Consider the following 16,462-nt stretch of genomic DNA (forward strand, 5'->3'; position numbering starts at 1 on the left):
TTCAACACCACAATGTTTACAGATTGCCATAGCCGCGCCTCCTTTGGATTAAGGAAGTTACTATAGCCAAAATGTATCTTTATGTAAACACTCTCAACTCAACTTAGAGGATACCCTCATGACTATAAAGTATAAACTTTGTACCCTGCTCATTATGTTACTAACGGCCTCCGCTCAGGCGACGGTTAACCCGCCTATTGTGGCAACGCCGAAGGCGAAGGCGTTTTATCGGGATGTAAATTTATGGCCTTCTCCTGTTATTCCTGTTTGTTGGGAAAACTACAGCAAACCTATACGAGGAATAAAAATTCAAGGCAATCCCACTTATGAAGCTCGGATGAAAAACACCTTAATTTATGCCAATAATGCTTGGGGTGCAGGTAATCGGGCAACCATTGATGCTAATTCTGTTTCTTTACTGAGATTTGTAGACTACGGTCAATGTCCAGCAACAGGGCTCTTCAACGGCGTAAGTGTTGTTGTTGATCCAAATTTTAAAATTGGAGGCAATCATTCTCCTTTAGTTAAAGGGCTGGGAAGTTCGTTAAGGTTTTTAAGAGAAAGTGTGGTTTTAGATTTTGACGTTAATTATTCTCATCCATTTTGCAAAGCCAAGAATCCTTTTATTACGAAAGAAGAATGTTTTAAAGGTATCACCATTCATGAATTTGGACATATCATCGGCATTTCCCACGAACAAAACAGGAGCGATGATCCTTATTCAGTTCTGAGTATATGTTCATATAATGATTCAACGCGTTCGCCATACGGTACATTTTTAATTGGCAATATCAAAGTCGGCACCTTTGATAAGTTTTCAATTATGAATTATTGCAATCCGGCATATCCTGGCACAACGCTTTTAAGTACACTAGATAAAATAGGTGTCAAGATATACTATGGCAATATGCCTAGCATAAATACACCTGCAGGTTATACCGGTACTCTTGCCTCAAATAAATTAATGGTGGTGAGAATTCCTACGCTTGTTATTAACAAAATTCCTTATAGTGCGATTTTAACTCAGACTACAGCAGATACTGATCGTGATGGAAAATATGACAATGTATACAAATTAACAAAAACGAGACTTACCGCTAATATTTCTACTAAACCTGCTTCGTTAATTGGCACTAGATTAATCATGCCATTTTTCAAACGGACTATTTATAGCAGCAGTACATGGGCACTTGATGGTAGGGTTAATTATCTGGGGGCAGCCGAGATGACACAACGTAGTGATAAAACGTTTGTTTTTGCTAAACCGGTCAGTAATTTTAGTGTTCAATATCCAATTAGTTGGCAATAATAATGAAAATATAAACTTTATGTGGGCTATGACTTTTAAGGCATAGCCCTTTCAAACGTAGTAACTAGATATTTTAATGTCTAAATCACGGAGTTTATTTACAGATTATGATGCCGGATTACTCTCTTGGGTTTTACCAACTTGGTGCCTTTTCTGTTGCAGTGATTGGCTCTTGGATGACTCAATCAAAATACAAAAAAACTGAGTTTATTGACAAAGCAATTTTCTTGAACCATGTACGCTTATGGTGTTTTATAGCGACAATACTTGTGTTAGCAGCACTTTTAACGGTTGATTTTCGGGCGTATTGCTTTCCTTTAAGATATTGCTCTATTCATCTTATCCCAATTAGATGGAGCTACATGTTAATTACCCTCACCTTGATGCCTGCAATTTATCAAAATCAAACGGCTGTTAGAATTAGTGGAATTTTACTTTTCTATATAAGCTTGTTGGCACTCTTAATATTCGGCGTTGGCTTAATTCGACCTCTTGATCTTGACCTTGTATTATTTAACTTAAACAGCCATAGATTGTTACTGTGCGGAGCTGCTATTATTTTAGTTGGCCACGTCATAATCTTATGGTTTGGCTCATTTGCATTGCTAAAAAAACTAATCAGGGAAGGTTTGCTGTTTTTTACGTGGTTATTAAATATCGCGCTTCTGGTTATCTTTGGCTATTTAATAACCGGCGGTGTATTTAGGGGAGCATGGGGATAACGAACGCGTGACGGGATATGTTACCTGTCTATTGCAATCCGGCATATCCTGGCACAACGCTTTTAAGTACACTAGATAAAATAGGTGTCAAGATATACTATGGCAATATGCCTAGCATAAATACACCTGCAGGTTATACCGGTACTCTTGCCTCAAATAAATTAATGGTGGTGAGAATTCCTACGCTTGTTATTAACAAAATTCCTTATAGTGCGATTTTAACTCAGACTACAGCAGATACTAATCGTGATGGAAGATATGACAATGTATACAAATTAACAAAAACGAGACTTACAGCTAATATTTCTACTAAACCTGCTTCGTTAATTGGAACTAGATTAATCATGCCATTTTTCAAACGGACTATTTATAGCAGCAGTACATGGGCGCTTGATGGCAGGGTTAATTATCTGGGGGCAGCCGAGATGACACAACGTAGTGATAAAACGTTTGTTTTTGCTAAACCAGTCAGTAATTTTAGTGTTCAATATCCAATTAGTTGGCAATAATAATAAAAATATAAACTTTATGTGGGCTATGACTTTTAAGGCATGGCCCTTTCTAACGTAGTAACTAGATATTTTAGTGTCTAAATCACGGAGTTTATTTACAGATTATGATGCCGGATTACTCTCTTAGTTTAGCTCAGATTTTTGCGTTTTTTGTTGTGGTTATTGGCTCTTGGATGACTCAGTCAAAGTACAATAATACCGAATTTTCCGATAATGCAATTTTTTCGAATCATCTGCGTTTATGGTGTTTTATAACAGTGATTCTCGCAATAATAATGTATTCAACTATTGATTTCAGTTATTACTGCAATATGTACGGAAGCTTTTTTAAAGACTATTGCTCAATCCATCTCATCCCCATTAGATGGAGCTACATGTTAATTACCCTCACCTTGATGCCTGCAATTTATCAAAATCAAACGGCTGTTAGAATTAGTGGAATTTTACTTTTCTATATAAGCCTGTTGGCACTTTTAATATTCGGCGTTGGATTGATTCGGCCTCTTGATCTTGACCTTATATTATTTAACTTAAACAGCCATAGATTCTTACTGTTTGCGGCAGCTATTATCTTAGTTGGTCATGTCATCATTTTATGGTTTGGGTCGGTAGAGTTGCTAAAGAAGATAATAAAAGAAGGCTTGATTTTTTTTCTTGGTTGTTAAATATTGCGTTGTTGGTTATTTTTTTGGGGCATTTTTACCATAAACAATCAAATCCCGTATGTTGGGTATTTTGTAACACGGTAAGTTGGGCTAGTTGTAGGTTGCGGGTGAGGAACGAACCCCAACATTTGAGGGGTGATGTGTTGGGGTTCGTTCCTCACCCGCAACCTACCGAAATTTAATAATCTATCTTGTGAACGAAATCAATGGGGTCAGACTCCATTGATTTTTTCAGCATATGAAACTCTTGCAGATATTTCTGTATCAATTTTATTTTGAGAGTATTTATCCAACACAACTTATAATTCATCCACCGTCCCCAATGTTCTCCCACATATACATCCCACTTTGATGTAATTCGATTTCTCGTATTTGTTGGGTCGCAATAAGGTGCTTGGTGCGTAGTTCATCCAGTTCCTGGGCGAATTGTTTTGCCGTTGCTGCCGCCGCTTCTTTTTTGGCAGCAAGTACGGATATTTGTATACTCCATACTTCAATTTGATTCGTTAATATTTGGATATTTTCGTCTATTACTTTCATGACTCATTCCTCCGGGACAACTTCGCTAAACAGTTTACTAATTGATTACGGTCAGTGATTAGTATCTCTCAGCCAAAAATACGTTCAAATTATTTTTGAGACTTAAGCACTTAGGTGTAATTTACGCGCGTTGTTTATTGGTATGCAATGACAAATTACCGTCATTTAATGCCAAAAATTACCTAATATCGATGGTATTAGTGGAGGAGGGTAACAATTAGGTAGTGGGCAAACGATAAACCTGTTTGCCCACAGAACTTTTATTTAGATCGATGTACGAAATTAATCCAACAATTCTTTTGGGATATTGCCGCCGTTTTGGGCAAGTTTTTGCAGGACAGCTTTATGCAGCCACATGTTCATTTGGGCGGAGTCACCCATTTTTTCTGCGGGGCAGCCCAGTTCGGCGGCCAGTTCTTTACGAGACGATAAGCTGCTATCAAGCCCTAACAGCTTTAACATATCGACTATCGACGTTTTCCAATTTAATTTCTCTGGATTTGAGGCCGCCATACCCGCGAGCTTTGAGACGACATCGACTTCACTAATGGCCGCAGCTACGGGGGCAGGCGTGGCTGATGGCTGGCCTATAACGGGAGGGGCTTCTGCAGCCTCAGCACTACCAATACCTAATTTTGAAAGAATTGAACTAAAAAAACTCATGGTTGATCCTCTTTGAATGGTTGTGTAATGGTGGTTATTTATTCATGTTTTAAATCAGTAAGTTAATTCATGGATAACTGGTTGGATTGGTTACTTTACCAGCGTATTCATTAATAGTCACTATGTACAAAAAAATTAGCTAATTTGCGCTTTGTTAACCGGAAAGGACGAGATCGAATTGTCTGAAAAATTCACCGATGTTATTTCTTGGGATTTCGACCACTGATTGATCCAGGTCAGCTACGCTTAGCCCCCGTTCCTGCAAGGATTCCATTTCTGCGTAAACGGTGTTGATGTTGTAGATTGGCAGCGCCCTGAAGATTGCTACTGTATCTTTCAAGCCTGCATTTTCGGGATTTTGCTGTTTTTTCAACTGAAAGACAGCATTGTCGAGTATTAGAATGCTGACTTCCTGATCGAATGCGGCGACAGTCATGATGATGTCTAGCATTTCTTGGGCGTAAGTGCCGCAGTGGGGCGGTCTTCTGAGGGCAAATAAAATCTTTTTCATATTGTCCCGCTAAGTTAGCCAAACACAATAACGCGGTCGGCTTCTATCAAGGCCTCAACCCATTGTCCTAAACCGCCAATGCGAAATCCTGTCGCTATGTCATCATCTTGCTTACTTTGCCGCTGCGCTTCATCAGTGCATAATAAACCGCGTCTTTGTGCAGCGGAGATGCACACCACGAGGTCAATATTATGTTGCTGTGCTAGTTCGCTCCAGCACAAGGTCAGATTTAGCTCGTCGTCTGGTGGAGTATTGTGTTTGAAGGCATGGTATATGCCTTCATGGTAAAAAAACACCCTGAAAACTTCATGGCCTTGTGCCACAGCCGCTTTGATGAATTGATAAGCACTGTGTCCGGTATTGGACTGGTAAGGGCTGGCGTTAACTTGGATGGCAAAGCGCATTAGAGACTATGACAGAATTAAATAGTTGGAATACAAACCTAGGTTTGTATTCCCGTTATGTTATTAAAATTAGAGGTATGAAAAATTATTGATACAATTTTCAGTAATTTTTTACAATGCTTTCGCAGTTTCATTAGCTAACCACTGACTGTCGTTTTTCTACTGAATACACGAGTACCTATCGATGTAATTAAAATGCTACAACAATGGAATGTTGTAGCTGGCGATAATAGCCTTGATTTCTTTGGCTTTTTTAACAATCAATTGATCCAACACGGCTTTTCTTTCTTTATCAGATTTTCTAACGCCCATCGACATCGGGAAATCAAACTGCATGCCTGGTGTTGATTTCATGGGAATCACGGTATAGCTGTTTTTGGGGCTTTGCGAAATAACATAACCCGCCATTGGTCCCCAGAGGATCACCATATCGATTTTTTTGGCTTTTAGGTCTTTGGCAATCTGCATGGCGACGTTGTTTTCATCGTCGCCGGACATGCTTTGGTAAGGAATGCCGTAGTCCAGCAAGCCGCTCTTTTGTAACCAAGTCGTACCAGGACCTTGGTCGAACATGGCAATCTTGAGTTTTTCCTGTCTTTCCAAAGGCACATTGGTGAGCTGGGCGGCATCTTTAGTAATATCATCCCAGCCGCGACCTCTGACGATGAGCAAAACATAGGTAGATTGATAATATGGAATAGTGGTCTCTGTCAGGTCGTATCCTGCGGGCAAGCCCATTACGACATCGCATTTGAATTCGGTGCTGTCAACTGCATCCTCCTTTACCGAAGCCATCAAGGTGTTGCGGATAAAACCAATGCGTTGTGGAAACCAAGTATATTCAACGGTTTGCCCTAGTTCTTTAGCAAGCAACTCGGCAATCTTGTTTTCAAAACCGTCTTTTTTTTTGCTGGAATAAGGTGGATTAAGTGGATCAGCACAGACTTTGAATTTAGCTTCCGCAGACACTATAGATGTTGCAGTCAGCAGGATTATTCCAGTGGACAGGCGGTAAAGTAAGGGTAGGGGGTTCATCAAACACTCCGTTATGATCTTCTCGGTAAACATAAGACAGTTTACTGCATAAGACTTTATGGCAGGAATAATAAATTGTGCAAATTTAGTTGTCACGCTTCCTGTGCTATCGCGTAGTAGAAGTCGCGGTTAACGCCACATTGCATAGCCGATTATTCTAAGCACCTAGCATAGAAAATGGATCCAGCCAAAAAATCGAAAATTTGATAAAGAGGGAGGTACTCTAAAATTACGCGGTGTTTGCGGCAGGGCATCGTTTATTACCGACAGTAAGTCTCTCTCGGAGAGCGACCGCTCGGATTGAAAATTTACGATGGTATTTTTGCTGAGATATTTGCTTGGTCACATGTTGTGTTAATCCATCGACTTTTCTTCTATACTTTGATCCTGTTTACTTGAGGACATACTATGGAAAAACCGTATATTTTACACATGCTGACCACGGCAAAAAATCTTAGCCCTTTTGATGTGAATATGGCGATGGATGCCGGTTGGGTCTCTGCCGTACCTTATATCAATGTGGAACTTGGTGAAATTCAAGGTTTAGTTCAGGATGCCATTTTTTCCCGCAGTGCAAAAAACTTAAAGCGCACCGCTATTTTTATCGGTGGACGTGATACTAAGCTTGCTATGGATATGCTGAAAATGGCTAAAAAATCCATGGTTCCGCCCTTTGAAGTGTCTGTGTTTGCCGATCCCAGCGGTGCATTTACCACTGCGGCAGGGATGATGGCTGCTGTCGAACGCGAGTTAATGACAAAATTCAACACAACCTTGGCTGGAAAAAACATGTTGGCGCTTGGTGGCACGGGTCCGGTTGGACAAGCGGCAGCAGTGATCGCCGCAAAAGCTGGCGCTCATGTGCGTATCATCGGTCGTCAGCTTGAAAAAGCACAACAAGCCGCTGGGTTATGCAGTAATGAATTTGGCGAAGGTAAAATCAATATTACCGCTGGTGCGGATATAGAGAAAGGCCACTTCATAAAGACAGCGGACATCGTCGTGGCAACTGGTGCGGCAGGCATTGAATTGTTGAATGCTGAATTAGTGGCATCTGCGCCTAGATTGAAAGTTGCCGCCGATGTTAATGCCGTCCCCCCCGCCGGTATTGCCGGTGTCGATGCCTTCCATAATGGCGTTATTATTGCGGGATCAAAAAGTGGTGCAGTCGGAATTGGTGCATTAGCGATTGGCAATATTAAATATCAAGCGCAAAATCGGTTATTAAAACAAATGATCGAAACGGATAAACCCATTTATCTGCATTTTGAACACGCTTTTGAAGTCGCAAGAGCGTACGTCAAATCGACTTCGTAAAATAACTGATTACTTATTGAGAGACAGATATGGAAAAACGCAGCATTCTACACATGCTTGATCCTATGCCCCATAATAGCCCATTTGACATCAACATGGCGATGGATGCTGGTTTTGATGTGATGATGCCTTACAGCAATGTCAAACCGGAAAGTGTGCATGGCTTGGTTCAAGATGCCATTTTCTCACGAGGACCATCCGGTGTTAAACGCACCGGCATTTTTATTGGAGGACGCAACTTGGCCTTGGCAGTGGAAATGATGGAAGCGGCTAAAAAAGCCATGGTTCCTCCGTTCGAAGTGTCCGTTTTTGCCGATCCCAGTGGGGCTTTCACCACCGCTGCTGCCTTGGTTGCTTGTGTGGAAAAACAACTGAAGGAAAAACATGGTAAAGAATTGAAGGATTGCCATGCTGTCGTCATCGGCGGTACCGGTGCCGTCGGCATTGCTACTGGGGTGATTGCATCGTTAGCTGGTGCTGACGTTATGTTGACCGATCATTTGTCAGTCGATACCGCACTCGACGTTGCTAGGGAATACAACAAGCGTTTCGGTTGCTCAATGAAAGGATCATGTGCCAGTTCGGAAGCGGATAAGGCGCGACTGGTTGCTAATGCTGATATTATTTTCTGCACAGCAAGAGCGGGTATTCAAGTATTAAGTGCAGAGGTATTAGGTGAGGCCAGGCTGCTCAAGGTTGCTGGCGATGTGAACGCAGTGCCGCCGCTGGGTATAGAGGGCGTTAAACGCAGTGATTTGGGAACCCCCTTAATTCATGCAGTCAATTCTAAAGGTGCGGTGGGCATCGGGGCGCTGGCCGTGGGTAATGTAAAGTATCAATTGCAAAATGCCTTATTGAAACTAATGCTGGAAACAGATAAGCCTTTGTATCTTGATTTCAGAGATGCTTTTAGCAAGGCTAGGGAGCTATAACCGCATTAAGGGAATCCTTTTGAAAAATTCAAAAGGCACCTTCTCCCTCTGGGATGCCTACATGGATGTGGCTTGGCAATGCAGGAGATATTGCCGAGAAGGTTGGGATGAGGGATTAAAACCAAGCATTTACAACCCTCACCCCAGCCCCCTCCCGGAGGGCATAAGTATCTACACAACTTTTCAATATAACAAAAACAATGGGTTGCCAAATCACCAAGCCCCCTCTCCTGCTGGATGCCTACATGGATGTAGGTAGTAGGGCAACGCAGGAGCAGTTGCCGAGAGGGTTGGGGTGAGGAGAATAAAATCAACTGTTTATATCCCCCTCATCCCGACCTTCTCCCTCAAGGGAGAAGGAGCAGATACTTGTGTAGATACTTATGCCCAGGGAGAGGGCGTAGCGAGGGTGTCGGTCGGGGATTTTTAGAGATAGCCATAGGCCATGTGTTGTGGATTAAATCAATCCGGCATCAATAAAACCATACTTAACCGCCAGTCTGGTCAATTCGACATCATTTTTTACCTGGAGCTTTTCATATAGACGGTAACGGTAAGTGTTGACCGTCTTGTCACTTAACATCAGCATATCAGCCATTTCCTGAATGGTTTTTCCTTGCAAGATGAGAGTCACTACCTCCGCTTCCCGTTGGGAAAGTTTTGCAAAAGGGGATTCGAGGCTGTCAGGCATACCTTGAAGTGCCAAATTATTCGCTACTTCGGTACAAAGATAACGCTTTCCCGACATAACTTTTCTTATAGCAATAATCATCTCTTCAAGTGTGGATCCCTTGGAAATGAAGCCCATTACACCGAGTTTAAGCAGTAGTTGAGGAATGGGTCCATTATTATGTACAGAAAGAGCAATAATTTTAACTTTTGAATTATGCCGTAAAATTCTCCGACACGCTTCAACCCCGCCTATACCAGGCATATTTATATCCATTAGTACGACATCCACAACTAAGTTGCCCACTTTATTCACGGCCTCTTCTCCCGATTGGGCAACACCAACGACGGTAATACCATCAGCAGCATTCAAAAGTGCTTCCAGACCAGTTCGCACAAGCTCATGGTCATCGACGAGTAAAATACGAGTCATAACTATCTTTAAATAAACATTAAGTTTTTGATAAAGCTTATAAAATACCTAATGGTATCCCAGCCTAGCTCGATTATACAGCAAAATACCACAGTATATCCGTTAGCGGTTAGCTTGGATTTAAAGCGCATAAATTGATTAGGTTCAATCAACGACCAACTGAAAAAATAGATCGCTAAACCGACAGTCTTTCATTTTTTCTCATTATGATCACTTAATGATGTAACCCCATAATTTAATCGGATTGACTACACTTTGAGTATAGAATGAACACTAACTGCCGCGCTGACCAAGTTGGCATCGAGCGCTACTATTCACGCCGTGAGCTAATACCAGAAAAGGAGTAAAAAATGCAGCAAGAAGCATTCGCAGGGCTTAAAAAAATCCCCTTTTTATCTCAACTATCTGATGAGGTATTGATTACGCTTGCGGAGAGAGCTAAATCGGCAAAATACCCTAAACAAACGATGATAGTTTCTGAAGGGGATGAGAGCAGTTCGCTTTATATCATTATCTCCGGCAAGGTTCGGGTATTTAGCAGTGATGATAAAAGTAAGGAAGTTACGTTGCTTATTCAGGAGCAAGGCTCATACTTTGGAGAAATAGCCTTACTCAGCGATCAACTCAGGTCGGCTTCTGTAGTGACCCTGGAAAAAACAGTCTGCGCAGTTATTTCGAAAAGTGATTTTATTCATTGGTTATTGAATTATCCCGATGTGGCAGTCATTTTATTAGGGGTGCTATCGGAAAAAATTAAGCAGTTAACAGGCAAGCTTAGAGAAATGGCCTTATCGAATGTCTATGAACGAACTATCAAAGCACTACATGAATTGGCAATCATTGAGGGTGATATCAGTGTGATCCATAATCGGCCAACTCAGCAAGAATTGGCTTCCATGGTAGGTGCATCCAGAGAAATGATTAATAAAGTTATGCACGAACTGACCAAAGGCGGCTATATAGTCATTGAAGATAAGACACTGATCATACACAAAAAACTGCCTTCTTCCTGGTAGAGAGGTTTGTTAATAGCTTTCATATTTTTTAAAAAGCATTATTTACTGCAATGGTAATCTTCGGCAATTGACGGAGAGACACAACCTAAAAATTAAGAAATACCTATGAGATAGTTAAATGGGCTTATTTTGATATGAATCAATATGGTTTTGAACGCACTTCCTTACACTTAATCGGAATATAGCGGCGTGGAAGATCAAAGAATGTTTGCGTCTGAGTGCGTTTTTTCTTGTAAAAACAAAGCATTTTACCTATTAGTTCGTGCGTTATAGCAAGTTATAATTGCTGAAATCGAAAATAGGTGTATTCTAAGCGTTAGGTGAGTAGGCTCAGCAATTCGTCAAAACACAGGCCAAATAAGTATTCTTACTCAATTATGGGAATCTCTAAAAATTCAAAAAGCTCCTTCTCCCTTTGGGAGAAGGTTGGGATGAGGGTTTTAAAATCAATCATTTACAACCCTCACCCTAGCCCTCTCCCAGAGGAAGAGGGGGGGTTAGAGATCCCCCTTATATAAGTATTAGTACGGATAGACAGCCTAGTTGAAATGTTGATAATGACCATGAGAAATCTGAAGAGCTATTTAAAATAGTCCGCTCGATAATTTCAAATCCGAGAAAATTTAGTTATGAACAATGTCTCATTAATGGAAAACCGGGCTACCGTCAAAGAAAGATTACGCCTATTTTTAGCAAATGAATTCGAGGCGTTAGCTTCTCCGCCAGCTAAAAATACTTCTTTCTTGTCGAGTGTATCTGACGAGGCTTTAACCACACTTATGGAAAAAGCCAAAACAATCAAGTACCCCAAGCAAGCAGTTATAATCTCGGAAGGTAGTGTCGCCAATGCCTTGTTTATAATACTTTCAGGCAAAGTGCGTGTGTTTACCAGTGATGATGATAAAAGCAAAGAAGTTACATTGCTGGTTCAGGAAGCCGGATCCTATTTTGGTGAAATTGCCTTATTGACCGATGAGCCGAGATCGGCATCTGTAGTAACGCTGGAAAAAACAGTCTGTGCCGTTATTTCAAAAAGCGATTTTCAAGTGTGGCTGATAATGCACCCTGATGTGGCAATAAGTTTATTAGGCGCGTTGTCGGAAAAAATCCGGCATTTAACTGATAAAGTTAGGCAGATGGCTTTGTCGAATGTGTATGAGAGGACTGTAAAAGTCCTACAGGAATTGGCGGTTGCCGAAGGGAATATCGGTGTAATCCAGAACAAGCCTACCCAACAAGACTTGGCCTTCATGGTGGGTGCATCGAGAGAAATGGTCGGTAAGATTATGCACGATCTCATTAAAGGCGGCTACATAGTCATTGAAGATAAGAAACTGATCATCAATAAAAAACTGCCTTCTTCTTGGTAGAGGTCAGCAGTAAACAAGTTGTAACGTGTCGTGTCGGCTGTTTGGAAATGCGGTATTTTCTAAGATTGCCCGTTTAGTTACAAATTCAACCGCGTATATCTGTGTTTGCATCAAGTGGTTTAATATATGGGAATCTCTAATAATTCAAATAATTCAAATAATTCAAATAATTCAAATAATTCAAATAATTCCTTCTCCTTCTGGGATGAGAGATTTAAAATCAATCATTTACAACCCTCACCCTAGCCATCTCCCAGAGGGTGAGCGTAGCGAGGGTGTCGGGGATTTTTAGATGTTCCCATATGGTTTTAGTTGATCCATCAACACAGCACCACAAGCAAAATAATCCCAGGAATTATCCCCAAAATCAAGCCAACAACAATGGCAATAAGCTCACCCGTGGAGTAATCGCAACCGCCACTACCGATATTGACGTGGGCGGCGCGGTCATTATCAAGCCCAGCGAGCATCATGCCGTCGAATTCATCGGCGACTTGTTCCTGCGAAGATGCCAGCATGATTCTTGAACGGGCATCACTAAGTCGAGTTTCTGCGGTTTTTAAATCATCGCTAAACGGCATGATATTTTCGGCGTTTTTAAGTGCGTTGATGGCATCGTCAGTAGGCGAAAGTGCCAGTTTACGGGCTTCGTTGAGGGTTGTGGCGGCGGTGATTTGATTTCTTAATTGGATGAGTTCTTTGCGTTGGCTAGGATCGCTTGGACAGGTGGATTTGATCAATGCTAGGGTTTCAGATGGCATCAAGTTTGCGGACACAGTACCCAGATTACCGATGATGAAAAGCATCAGTGCTGTTATTGCCCAATGGAATGTTTTTTTCTTATTTTTAGCCATTACTTTTCCTCGTTTATTATTGTGGGTGGTGAATCTCCAGATACTATCTGGTTAAGAATAAATTTTAATTTAGTGCTTTTTGCTAGGTTCTATTGTCATTTCAAAAATAGGCTTTCGAAAACAACTACTTGCCATCATCTGAACAAAATATAACCATTTGATGTAGAAAGTGTTTTTGTCAAATGTCAACATAGCCTAATGTTTGTTTACCTTAGGTTAAGTTTAGGACTATTTTGATAAATAGGTATAGGATTTTAACCCTGCGATCAGTTCCTTTTCGTAATCCTGCTTTTGCTGGTCGCTAAGTTGGCTATTCGCCAGTTTATTGCGGTAAGCAGTTGTTAGATCATCGCTGCTGATATGCACATAATCCAGCAAGTCGCTAACATGTTCGCCTTCCTGTAAGTCGTAGAAGTGATAGCCTTTGTCGTCGAGTTCAATGTTGATGGAATGGGTATCGCCAAATAAATTGTGCATATCGCCTAAGATTTCCTGGTACGCTCCGACCATAAAAAAGCCGATGAGATAAGGCTGGTTGCTGCCTATTTCATGTATGGCTAAGGTTTTTTCGATATTTTGGCCGTCGATGTATTGGTCGATACGTCCGTCAGAATCGCAGGTTAAGTCTTGGATAACTGCGCGACGCGTGGGCTGTTCGTTCAGTCGATGTATCGGCATGATAGGGAAAATCTGGTCTATTCCCCAAATATCCGGCATGGATTGGAACAAGGAAAAATTGCAGAAAATTTTATCGGCGAGCTTTTCATTCAGTTCTTTTAAGATAGCCGCCTCATTCTGATTGTTCGGATTAAGCTGGTTTTTTATCTGCTGGCAACGCAGGGCGTAGTCATTTTCCGTTTTAGCCAAGTCATTAATGCTGGCCTTACCGAGTGCGAATTGCTCTTGTCCGTCCTTAAAATTAAATTGCGTATCGTGATAAATTTCGACCAAATTAGTGCCGAAGGGTAGGGGGGTTATGTCAGCTTGATTGCTGTAAACCGATTCAATATCAGTCACATTGGTGATAAGCACCGCATGATGCGCGGTGATGGCGCGGCCCGATTCGGTAATGATGTCAGGCTGTGGCAGGTTATTTTCAGCGCAAACCTCGGCAAAGCTGCGGACGATATTTTGTGCGTATTCATCCAGGCTGTAATTGATGGAAGATTCACGTCGTGAGCGGCTGCCATCATAATCCACGCCCAAGCCGCCACCTGCATCGACAATCTTGATGGGAGCGCCCAGCCGGTGTAGTTCGGCGTAGAATTGTCCCGCTTCTTTCAAGGCAACCTTGATGTCACGGATATTGGCAATTTGCGAACCCATGTGGAAGTGCATCAGTTGTAAGCAATCTAGCAAATTGGCTTGCTTAAGACGTTCAATTAATTGCAGGACTTCGTTAGCGTGTAGCCCAAATTTAGATTTTTCACCGCCGGTATTTTGCCACTTTCCTGCGCTGATACTCGCAAGCCTAACGCGCACACCGACGCAGGGTTTAATGTCTAATTTAGCGGCTTCTTCCAGAATCATACCCAGTTCAATCGGTTTTTCGATGACCAGATAGACTTTAAGGCCAAGCTTCAGCCCAATCAAAGCCAAACGTATATAAGCCCTATCTTTATAACCATTGCAAACCACCACGCCGCTCGGTTTGGAAAGCGCCATAATTGCCAGCAATTCCGGCTTGCTACCTGCTTCCAGACCAATGTTATCGGCTGAAATAATGCCTTCAACCACTTTGCCTTGTTGGTTAACCTTAATCGGATAAACTGGCGTATAGCGGCCTTGATACTGATTGTTAGTGCAAGCTTTCGTAAAAGCGTCATTCAGGCGTTTAACTCGGTCTTTAAGGATGTCGGTAAAGCGCACCAGCACGGGTAAGGATAAGTCTTTATCGCGTAAGGTTTGGGCAATTTCATACAAATCCAACTCGGTTGCCTTGTCTGCGCTGGGTTTTACCGAAACATTGCCCTGGTCATTGATGGAAAAATAACCATCTCCCCAAAAGTTGATCGCATAGGTTTGGATGGATTGAAGGATAGTCCAGGTGTTAGCTCTAAGTTCGTCCAAAATGAAACTCCGTGTGCATTAAACATCTTTGTGTCTTGATTTAAGCGGCGCGTCCCTTGTCCCTTGAGGGAGGCAGCATGGATTCCTGTTGCCGCACTTCCTCCATCCTTGGAGGGCGAAGGCTAGGATGCGGGGGAATTAAAGGTATTTTCCTGTGTTGTGTCTCCTCACCCCTACCCACTCCAGCAGGAGAGGGGGTTTTCTTAACTTAATGACAGTGGTATTCACGGTCGAAACATGAAGGGATACGACCTTAATGCTATTATAGTGATTTTATTTCCAAGGACTGCCAAAAATGAATCCAACAGAATGGTTTACCGAAGAACATTCGGGTGCCGGCTCGGCATTCTCGTTAAAAATCAAACGCAAACTGCACGAAGAACAATCGCCTTTCCAATACCACGAAATCTACGAAACCGAAACTTTTGGCAACCTGATGGTGCTGGACGGTTGCACGATGGTATCAACCCGCGACAACTTCCTCTACCACGAAATGATTAGCCATCCAGCCTTATTCACCCATCCCGACCCAAAGAAAGTCTGGATTATCGGTGGCGGAGATTGCGGCACTTTGCGGGAAGTCTTGAAGCATAAATCGGTGGAAGAAGCCGTGCAAATCGACATTGACGAGCGCGTCACCCGCCTTGCCGAAATTTATTTCCCCGAACTGTGCGAATCTAACAACGACCCTAGGGCAGATTTGAAGTTTATCGACGGCATCAAGTGGATTAAGGACGCTGCGCCTAATTCGGTGGACATCATCATCGTCGATAGTACCGATCCCGTCGGCCCTGCGAAAGGATTGTTTAACGAAGAATTCTATCGTGGCTGCTTTGCTTGCTTGAGCGAAAATGGTTTGCTGGTACAACAAAGCGAATCTCCCTTGTTGCATTTGGATTTACTCAAAGCCATGCGCGATGCCATGCAAGCGGCAGGTTTTGCGGCATTGCAAACCTTGTATTTTCCACAATGTATTTACCCGTCAGGTTGGTGGAGCGCAACTATAGCCAGTAAAGCGAACTTGAATGGCTTTAGGGAACAGGATTCTGCCAATAAACCGTTTGATACGCTTTATTACAATGTCGATATCCACAAAGGCGCTTTGGCGCAACCGGAGTTTGTGAAGAAGGTGTTTGGGTAAGTTATGAAAAGATGCAACCCAGGTTAGGCAACTGCTAGTAATTTTATGAACCTTAAAGATTTCCTAAATGTTTTTATCGACGATTTTAAAAAGCTATCGTTAGGTGCCAAGATGAGTTCTACTCACATTCGGTTTTTTGTTGTGGCTTGCTTCATTGTCAATTGTTTACCCTGAGGTTGCGACTCAACGCATTGTGAAAGGGTTTAATTAAACGGGACACATCTAGAGGCAGATAGAGGCAGATTTATAAAGTCATTAGAGGTGGCTATGAAAGAACAAACGACACGGCCAAGTCCGAA

17 protein-coding genes are annotated in these 16,462 nt (G+C 42.1%); 9 read left to right on the forward strand and 8 right to left on the reverse strand.

Going from position 1 to position 16,462, the window contains the following annotated elements:
• Nucleotides 1-118: 118 nt before the first annotated feature.
• The 4 genes from ABL924_RS14890 (at nt 119) to ABL924_RS14905 (ending at nt 3,208) form a co-directional block, all read left to right on the forward strand.
• Nucleotides 119-1,309: a M12 family metallopeptidase gene (locus ABL924_RS14890; RefSeq protein ID WP_349027887.1), complete on the forward strand. Its 1,191-nt coding sequence runs from the start codon at nt 119-121 to the stop codon at nt 1,307-1,309.
• 107 nt (nt 1,310-1,416) lie between these two features.
• Entirely contained in the window at nt 1,417-2,031 is a 615-nt protein-coding gene (locus tag ABL924_RS14895; protein WP_349027888.1) for a hypothetical protein, read from the forward strand.
• 17 nt (nt 2,032-2,048) lie between these two features.
• On the forward strand, nt 2,049-2,540 hold the full coding sequence (locus ABL924_RS14900) for a hypothetical protein (protein WP_349027889.1): 492 nt from the start codon (nt 2,049-2,051) through the stop codon (nt 2,538-2,540).
• Nucleotides 2,541-2,647: 107 nt separating this feature from the next.
• A complete protein-coding gene (locus ABL924_RS14905; RefSeq protein WP_349027890.1) occupies nt 2,648-3,208 on the forward strand; it encodes a hypothetical protein in 561 nt (186 codons plus the stop codon).
• Nucleotides 3,209-3,514: 306 nt separating this feature from the next.
• Here ABL924_RS14905 and ABL924_RS14910 read toward each other — a convergent pair whose 3' ends face one another.
• The 5 genes from ABL924_RS14910 to ABL924_RS14930 form a co-directional block, all read right to left on the reverse strand.
• A complete protein-coding gene (locus ABL924_RS14910) occupies nt 3,515-3,748 on the reverse strand; it encodes a hypothetical protein (protein ID WP_349027891.1) in 234 nt (77 codons plus the stop codon).
• A gap of 282 nt (nt 3,749-4,030) precedes the next feature.
• Entirely contained in the window at nt 4,031-4,411 is a 381-nt protein-coding gene (locus ABL924_RS14915; RefSeq protein ID WP_349027892.1) for a DUF3597 domain-containing protein, read from the reverse strand.
• Nucleotides 4,412-4,565: 154 nt separating this feature from the next.
• The gene (gene tusC / locus ABL924_RS14920) at nt 4,566-4,922 is read right to left on the reverse strand and encodes a sulfurtransferase complex subunit TusC (RefSeq protein ID WP_349027893.1); all 357 of its coding nucleotides are present in this window, start codon (nt 4,920-4,922) and stop codon (nt 4,566-4,568) included.
• 14 nt (nt 4,923-4,936) lie between these two features.
• Nucleotides 4,937-5,326 (reverse strand): sulfurtransferase complex subunit TusD, encoded by a 390-nt coding sequence (tusD, locus tag ABL924_RS14925; RefSeq protein ID WP_349027894.1) that lies wholly within the window; start codon nt 5,324-5,326, stop codon nt 4,937-4,939.
• 198 nt (nt 5,327-5,524) lie between these two features.
• Nucleotides 5,525-6,361 carry a quinoprotein dehydrogenase-associated putative ABC transporter substrate-binding protein gene (locus tag ABL924_RS14930; RefSeq protein WP_349027895.1) on the reverse strand — a complete coding sequence of 279 codons (837 nt, stop codon included), beginning with the start codon at nt 6,359-6,361 and terminating at the stop codon, nt 5,525-5,527.
• Nucleotides 6,362-6,769: 408 nt separating this feature from the next.
• Here ABL924_RS14930 and ABL924_RS14935 point away from each other — a divergent pair, with 408 nt between their 5' ends.
• Together ABL924_RS14935 and ABL924_RS14940 are read left to right on the forward strand one after the other, a co-directional pair.
• Nucleotides 6,770-7,678 (forward strand): NAD(P)-dependent methylenetetrahydromethanopterin dehydrogenase, encoded by a 909-nt coding sequence (locus tag ABL924_RS14935; protein WP_349027896.1) that lies wholly within the window; start codon nt 6,770-6,772, stop codon nt 7,676-7,678.
• Between the two features lie 29 nt (nt 7,679-7,707).
• Nucleotides 7,708-8,610, forward strand: a complete 903-nt coding sequence (locus ABL924_RS14940) for an NAD(P)-dependent methylenetetrahydromethanopterin dehydrogenase (protein WP_349027897.1) — start codon at nt 7,708-7,710, stop codon at nt 8,608-8,610.
• Nucleotides 8,611-9,067: 457 nt separating this feature from the next.
• Here ABL924_RS14940 and ABL924_RS14945 read toward each other — a convergent pair whose 3' ends face one another.
• Entirely contained in the window at nt 9,068-9,712 is a 645-nt protein-coding gene (locus ABL924_RS14945) for a response regulator (RefSeq protein WP_349027898.1), read from the reverse strand.
• 350 nt (nt 9,713-10,062) lie between these two features.
• On the opposite strand from ABL924_RS14945, the gene ABL924_RS14950 reads away from it, so the two are divergent.
• Together ABL924_RS14950 and ABL924_RS14955 are read left to right on the forward strand one after the other, a co-directional pair.
• Nucleotides 10,063-10,728, forward strand: a complete 666-nt coding sequence (locus tag ABL924_RS14950; protein WP_349027899.1) for a Crp/Fnr family transcriptional regulator — start codon at nt 10,063-10,065, stop codon at nt 10,726-10,728.
• A 629-nt stretch (nt 10,729-11,357) separates the two neighbouring features.
• The gene (locus tag ABL924_RS14955; protein WP_349027900.1) at nt 11,358-12,098 is read left to right on the forward strand and encodes a Crp/Fnr family transcriptional regulator; all 741 of its coding nucleotides are present in this window, start codon (nt 11,358-11,360) and stop codon (nt 12,096-12,098) included.
• 320 nt (nt 12,099-12,418) lie between these two features.
• Here the strand turns inward: ABL924_RS14955 and ABL924_RS14960 are convergent, their stop codons facing one another.
• Together ABL924_RS14960 and speA are read right to left on the reverse strand one after the other, a co-directional pair.
• Nucleotides 12,419-12,952 (reverse strand): hypothetical protein, encoded by a 534-nt coding sequence (locus ABL924_RS14960; protein ID WP_349027901.1) that lies wholly within the window; start codon nt 12,950-12,952, stop codon nt 12,419-12,421.
• A gap of 228 nt (nt 12,953-13,180) precedes the next feature.
• Nucleotides 13,181-15,022 (reverse strand): biosynthetic arginine decarboxylase, encoded by a 1,842-nt coding sequence (gene speA / locus ABL924_RS14965; protein ID WP_349027902.1) that lies wholly within the window; start codon nt 15,020-15,022, stop codon nt 13,181-13,183.
• A 295-nt stretch (nt 15,023-15,317) separates the two neighbouring features.
• Between speA and speE the strand changes: the two genes are divergently transcribed.
• The gene (speE, locus tag ABL924_RS14970; RefSeq protein ID WP_349027903.1) at nt 15,318-16,163 is read left to right on the forward strand and encodes a polyamine aminopropyltransferase; all 846 of its coding nucleotides are present in this window, start codon (nt 15,318-15,320) and stop codon (nt 16,161-16,163) included.
• Nucleotides 16,164-16,462: the final 299 nt, after the last annotated feature.

Source organism: Methyloglobulus sp. (assembly GCF_040079455.1).
Taxonomy (GTDB): Bacteria; Pseudomonadota; Gammaproteobacteria; order Methylococcales; family Methylomonadaceae; genus Methyloglobulus.

Bases quoted from the DNA above. Each gene is read 5' to 3' on its own strand.
- ABL924_RS14955 (WP_349027900.1), top strand. From the start codon at position 11,358: ATGAACAATGTCTCATTAATGGAAAACCGGGCTACCGTCAAAGAAAGA.
- ABL924_RS14945 (WP_349027898.1), bottom strand. From the start codon at position 9,712: ATGACTCGTATTTTACTCGTCGATGACCATGAGCTTGTGCGAACTGGT.
- tusD (WP_349027894.1), bottom strand. From the start codon at position 5,326: ATGCGCTTTGCCATCCAAGTTAACGCCAGCCCTTACCAGTCCAATACC.
- ABL924_RS14910 (WP_349027891.1), bottom strand. From the start codon at position 3,748: ATGAAAGTAATAGACGAAAATATCCAAATATTAACGAATCAAATTGAA.
- ABL924_RS14940 (WP_349027897.1), top strand. From the start codon at position 7,708: ATGGAAAAACGCAGCATTCTACACATGCTTGATCCTATGCCCCATAAT.
- ABL924_RS14895 (WP_349027888.1), top strand. From the start codon at position 1,417: ATGATGCCGGATTACTCTCTTGGGTTTTACCAACTTGGTGCCTTTTCT.
- ABL924_RS14930 (WP_349027895.1), bottom strand. From the start codon at position 6,361: ATGAACCCCCTACCCTTACTTTACCGCCTGTCCACTGGAATAATCCTG.
- speE (WP_349027903.1), top strand. From the start codon at position 15,318: ATGAATCCAACAGAATGGTTTACCGAAGAACATTCGGGTGCCGGCTCG.
- tusC (WP_349027893.1), bottom strand. From the start codon at position 4,922: ATGAAAAAGATTTTATTTGCCCTCAGAAGACCGCCCCACTGCGGCACT.
- ABL924_RS14960 (WP_349027901.1), bottom strand. From the start codon at position 12,952: ATGGCTAAAAATAAGAAAAAAACATTCCATTGGGCAATAACAGCACTG.
- ABL924_RS14950 (WP_349027899.1), top strand. From the start codon at position 10,063: ATGCAGCAAGAAGCATTCGCAGGGCTTAAAAAAATCCCCTTTTTATCT.
- ABL924_RS14905 (WP_349027890.1), top strand. From the start codon at position 2,648: ATGATGCCGGATTACTCTCTTAGTTTAGCTCAGATTTTTGCGTTTTTT.
- ABL924_RS14935 (WP_349027896.1), top strand. From the start codon at position 6,770: ATGGAAAAACCGTATATTTTACACATGCTGACCACGGCAAAAAATCTT.
- ABL924_RS14890 (WP_349027887.1), top strand. From the start codon at position 119: ATGACTATAAAGTATAAACTTTGTACCCTGCTCATTATGTTACTAACG.
- ABL924_RS14900 (WP_349027889.1), top strand. From the start codon at position 2,049: ATGTTACCTGTCTATTGCAATCCGGCATATCCTGGCACAACGCTTTTA.
- ABL924_RS14915 (WP_349027892.1), bottom strand. From the start codon at position 4,411: ATGAGTTTTTTTAGTTCAATTCTTTCAAAATTAGGTATTGGTAGTGCT.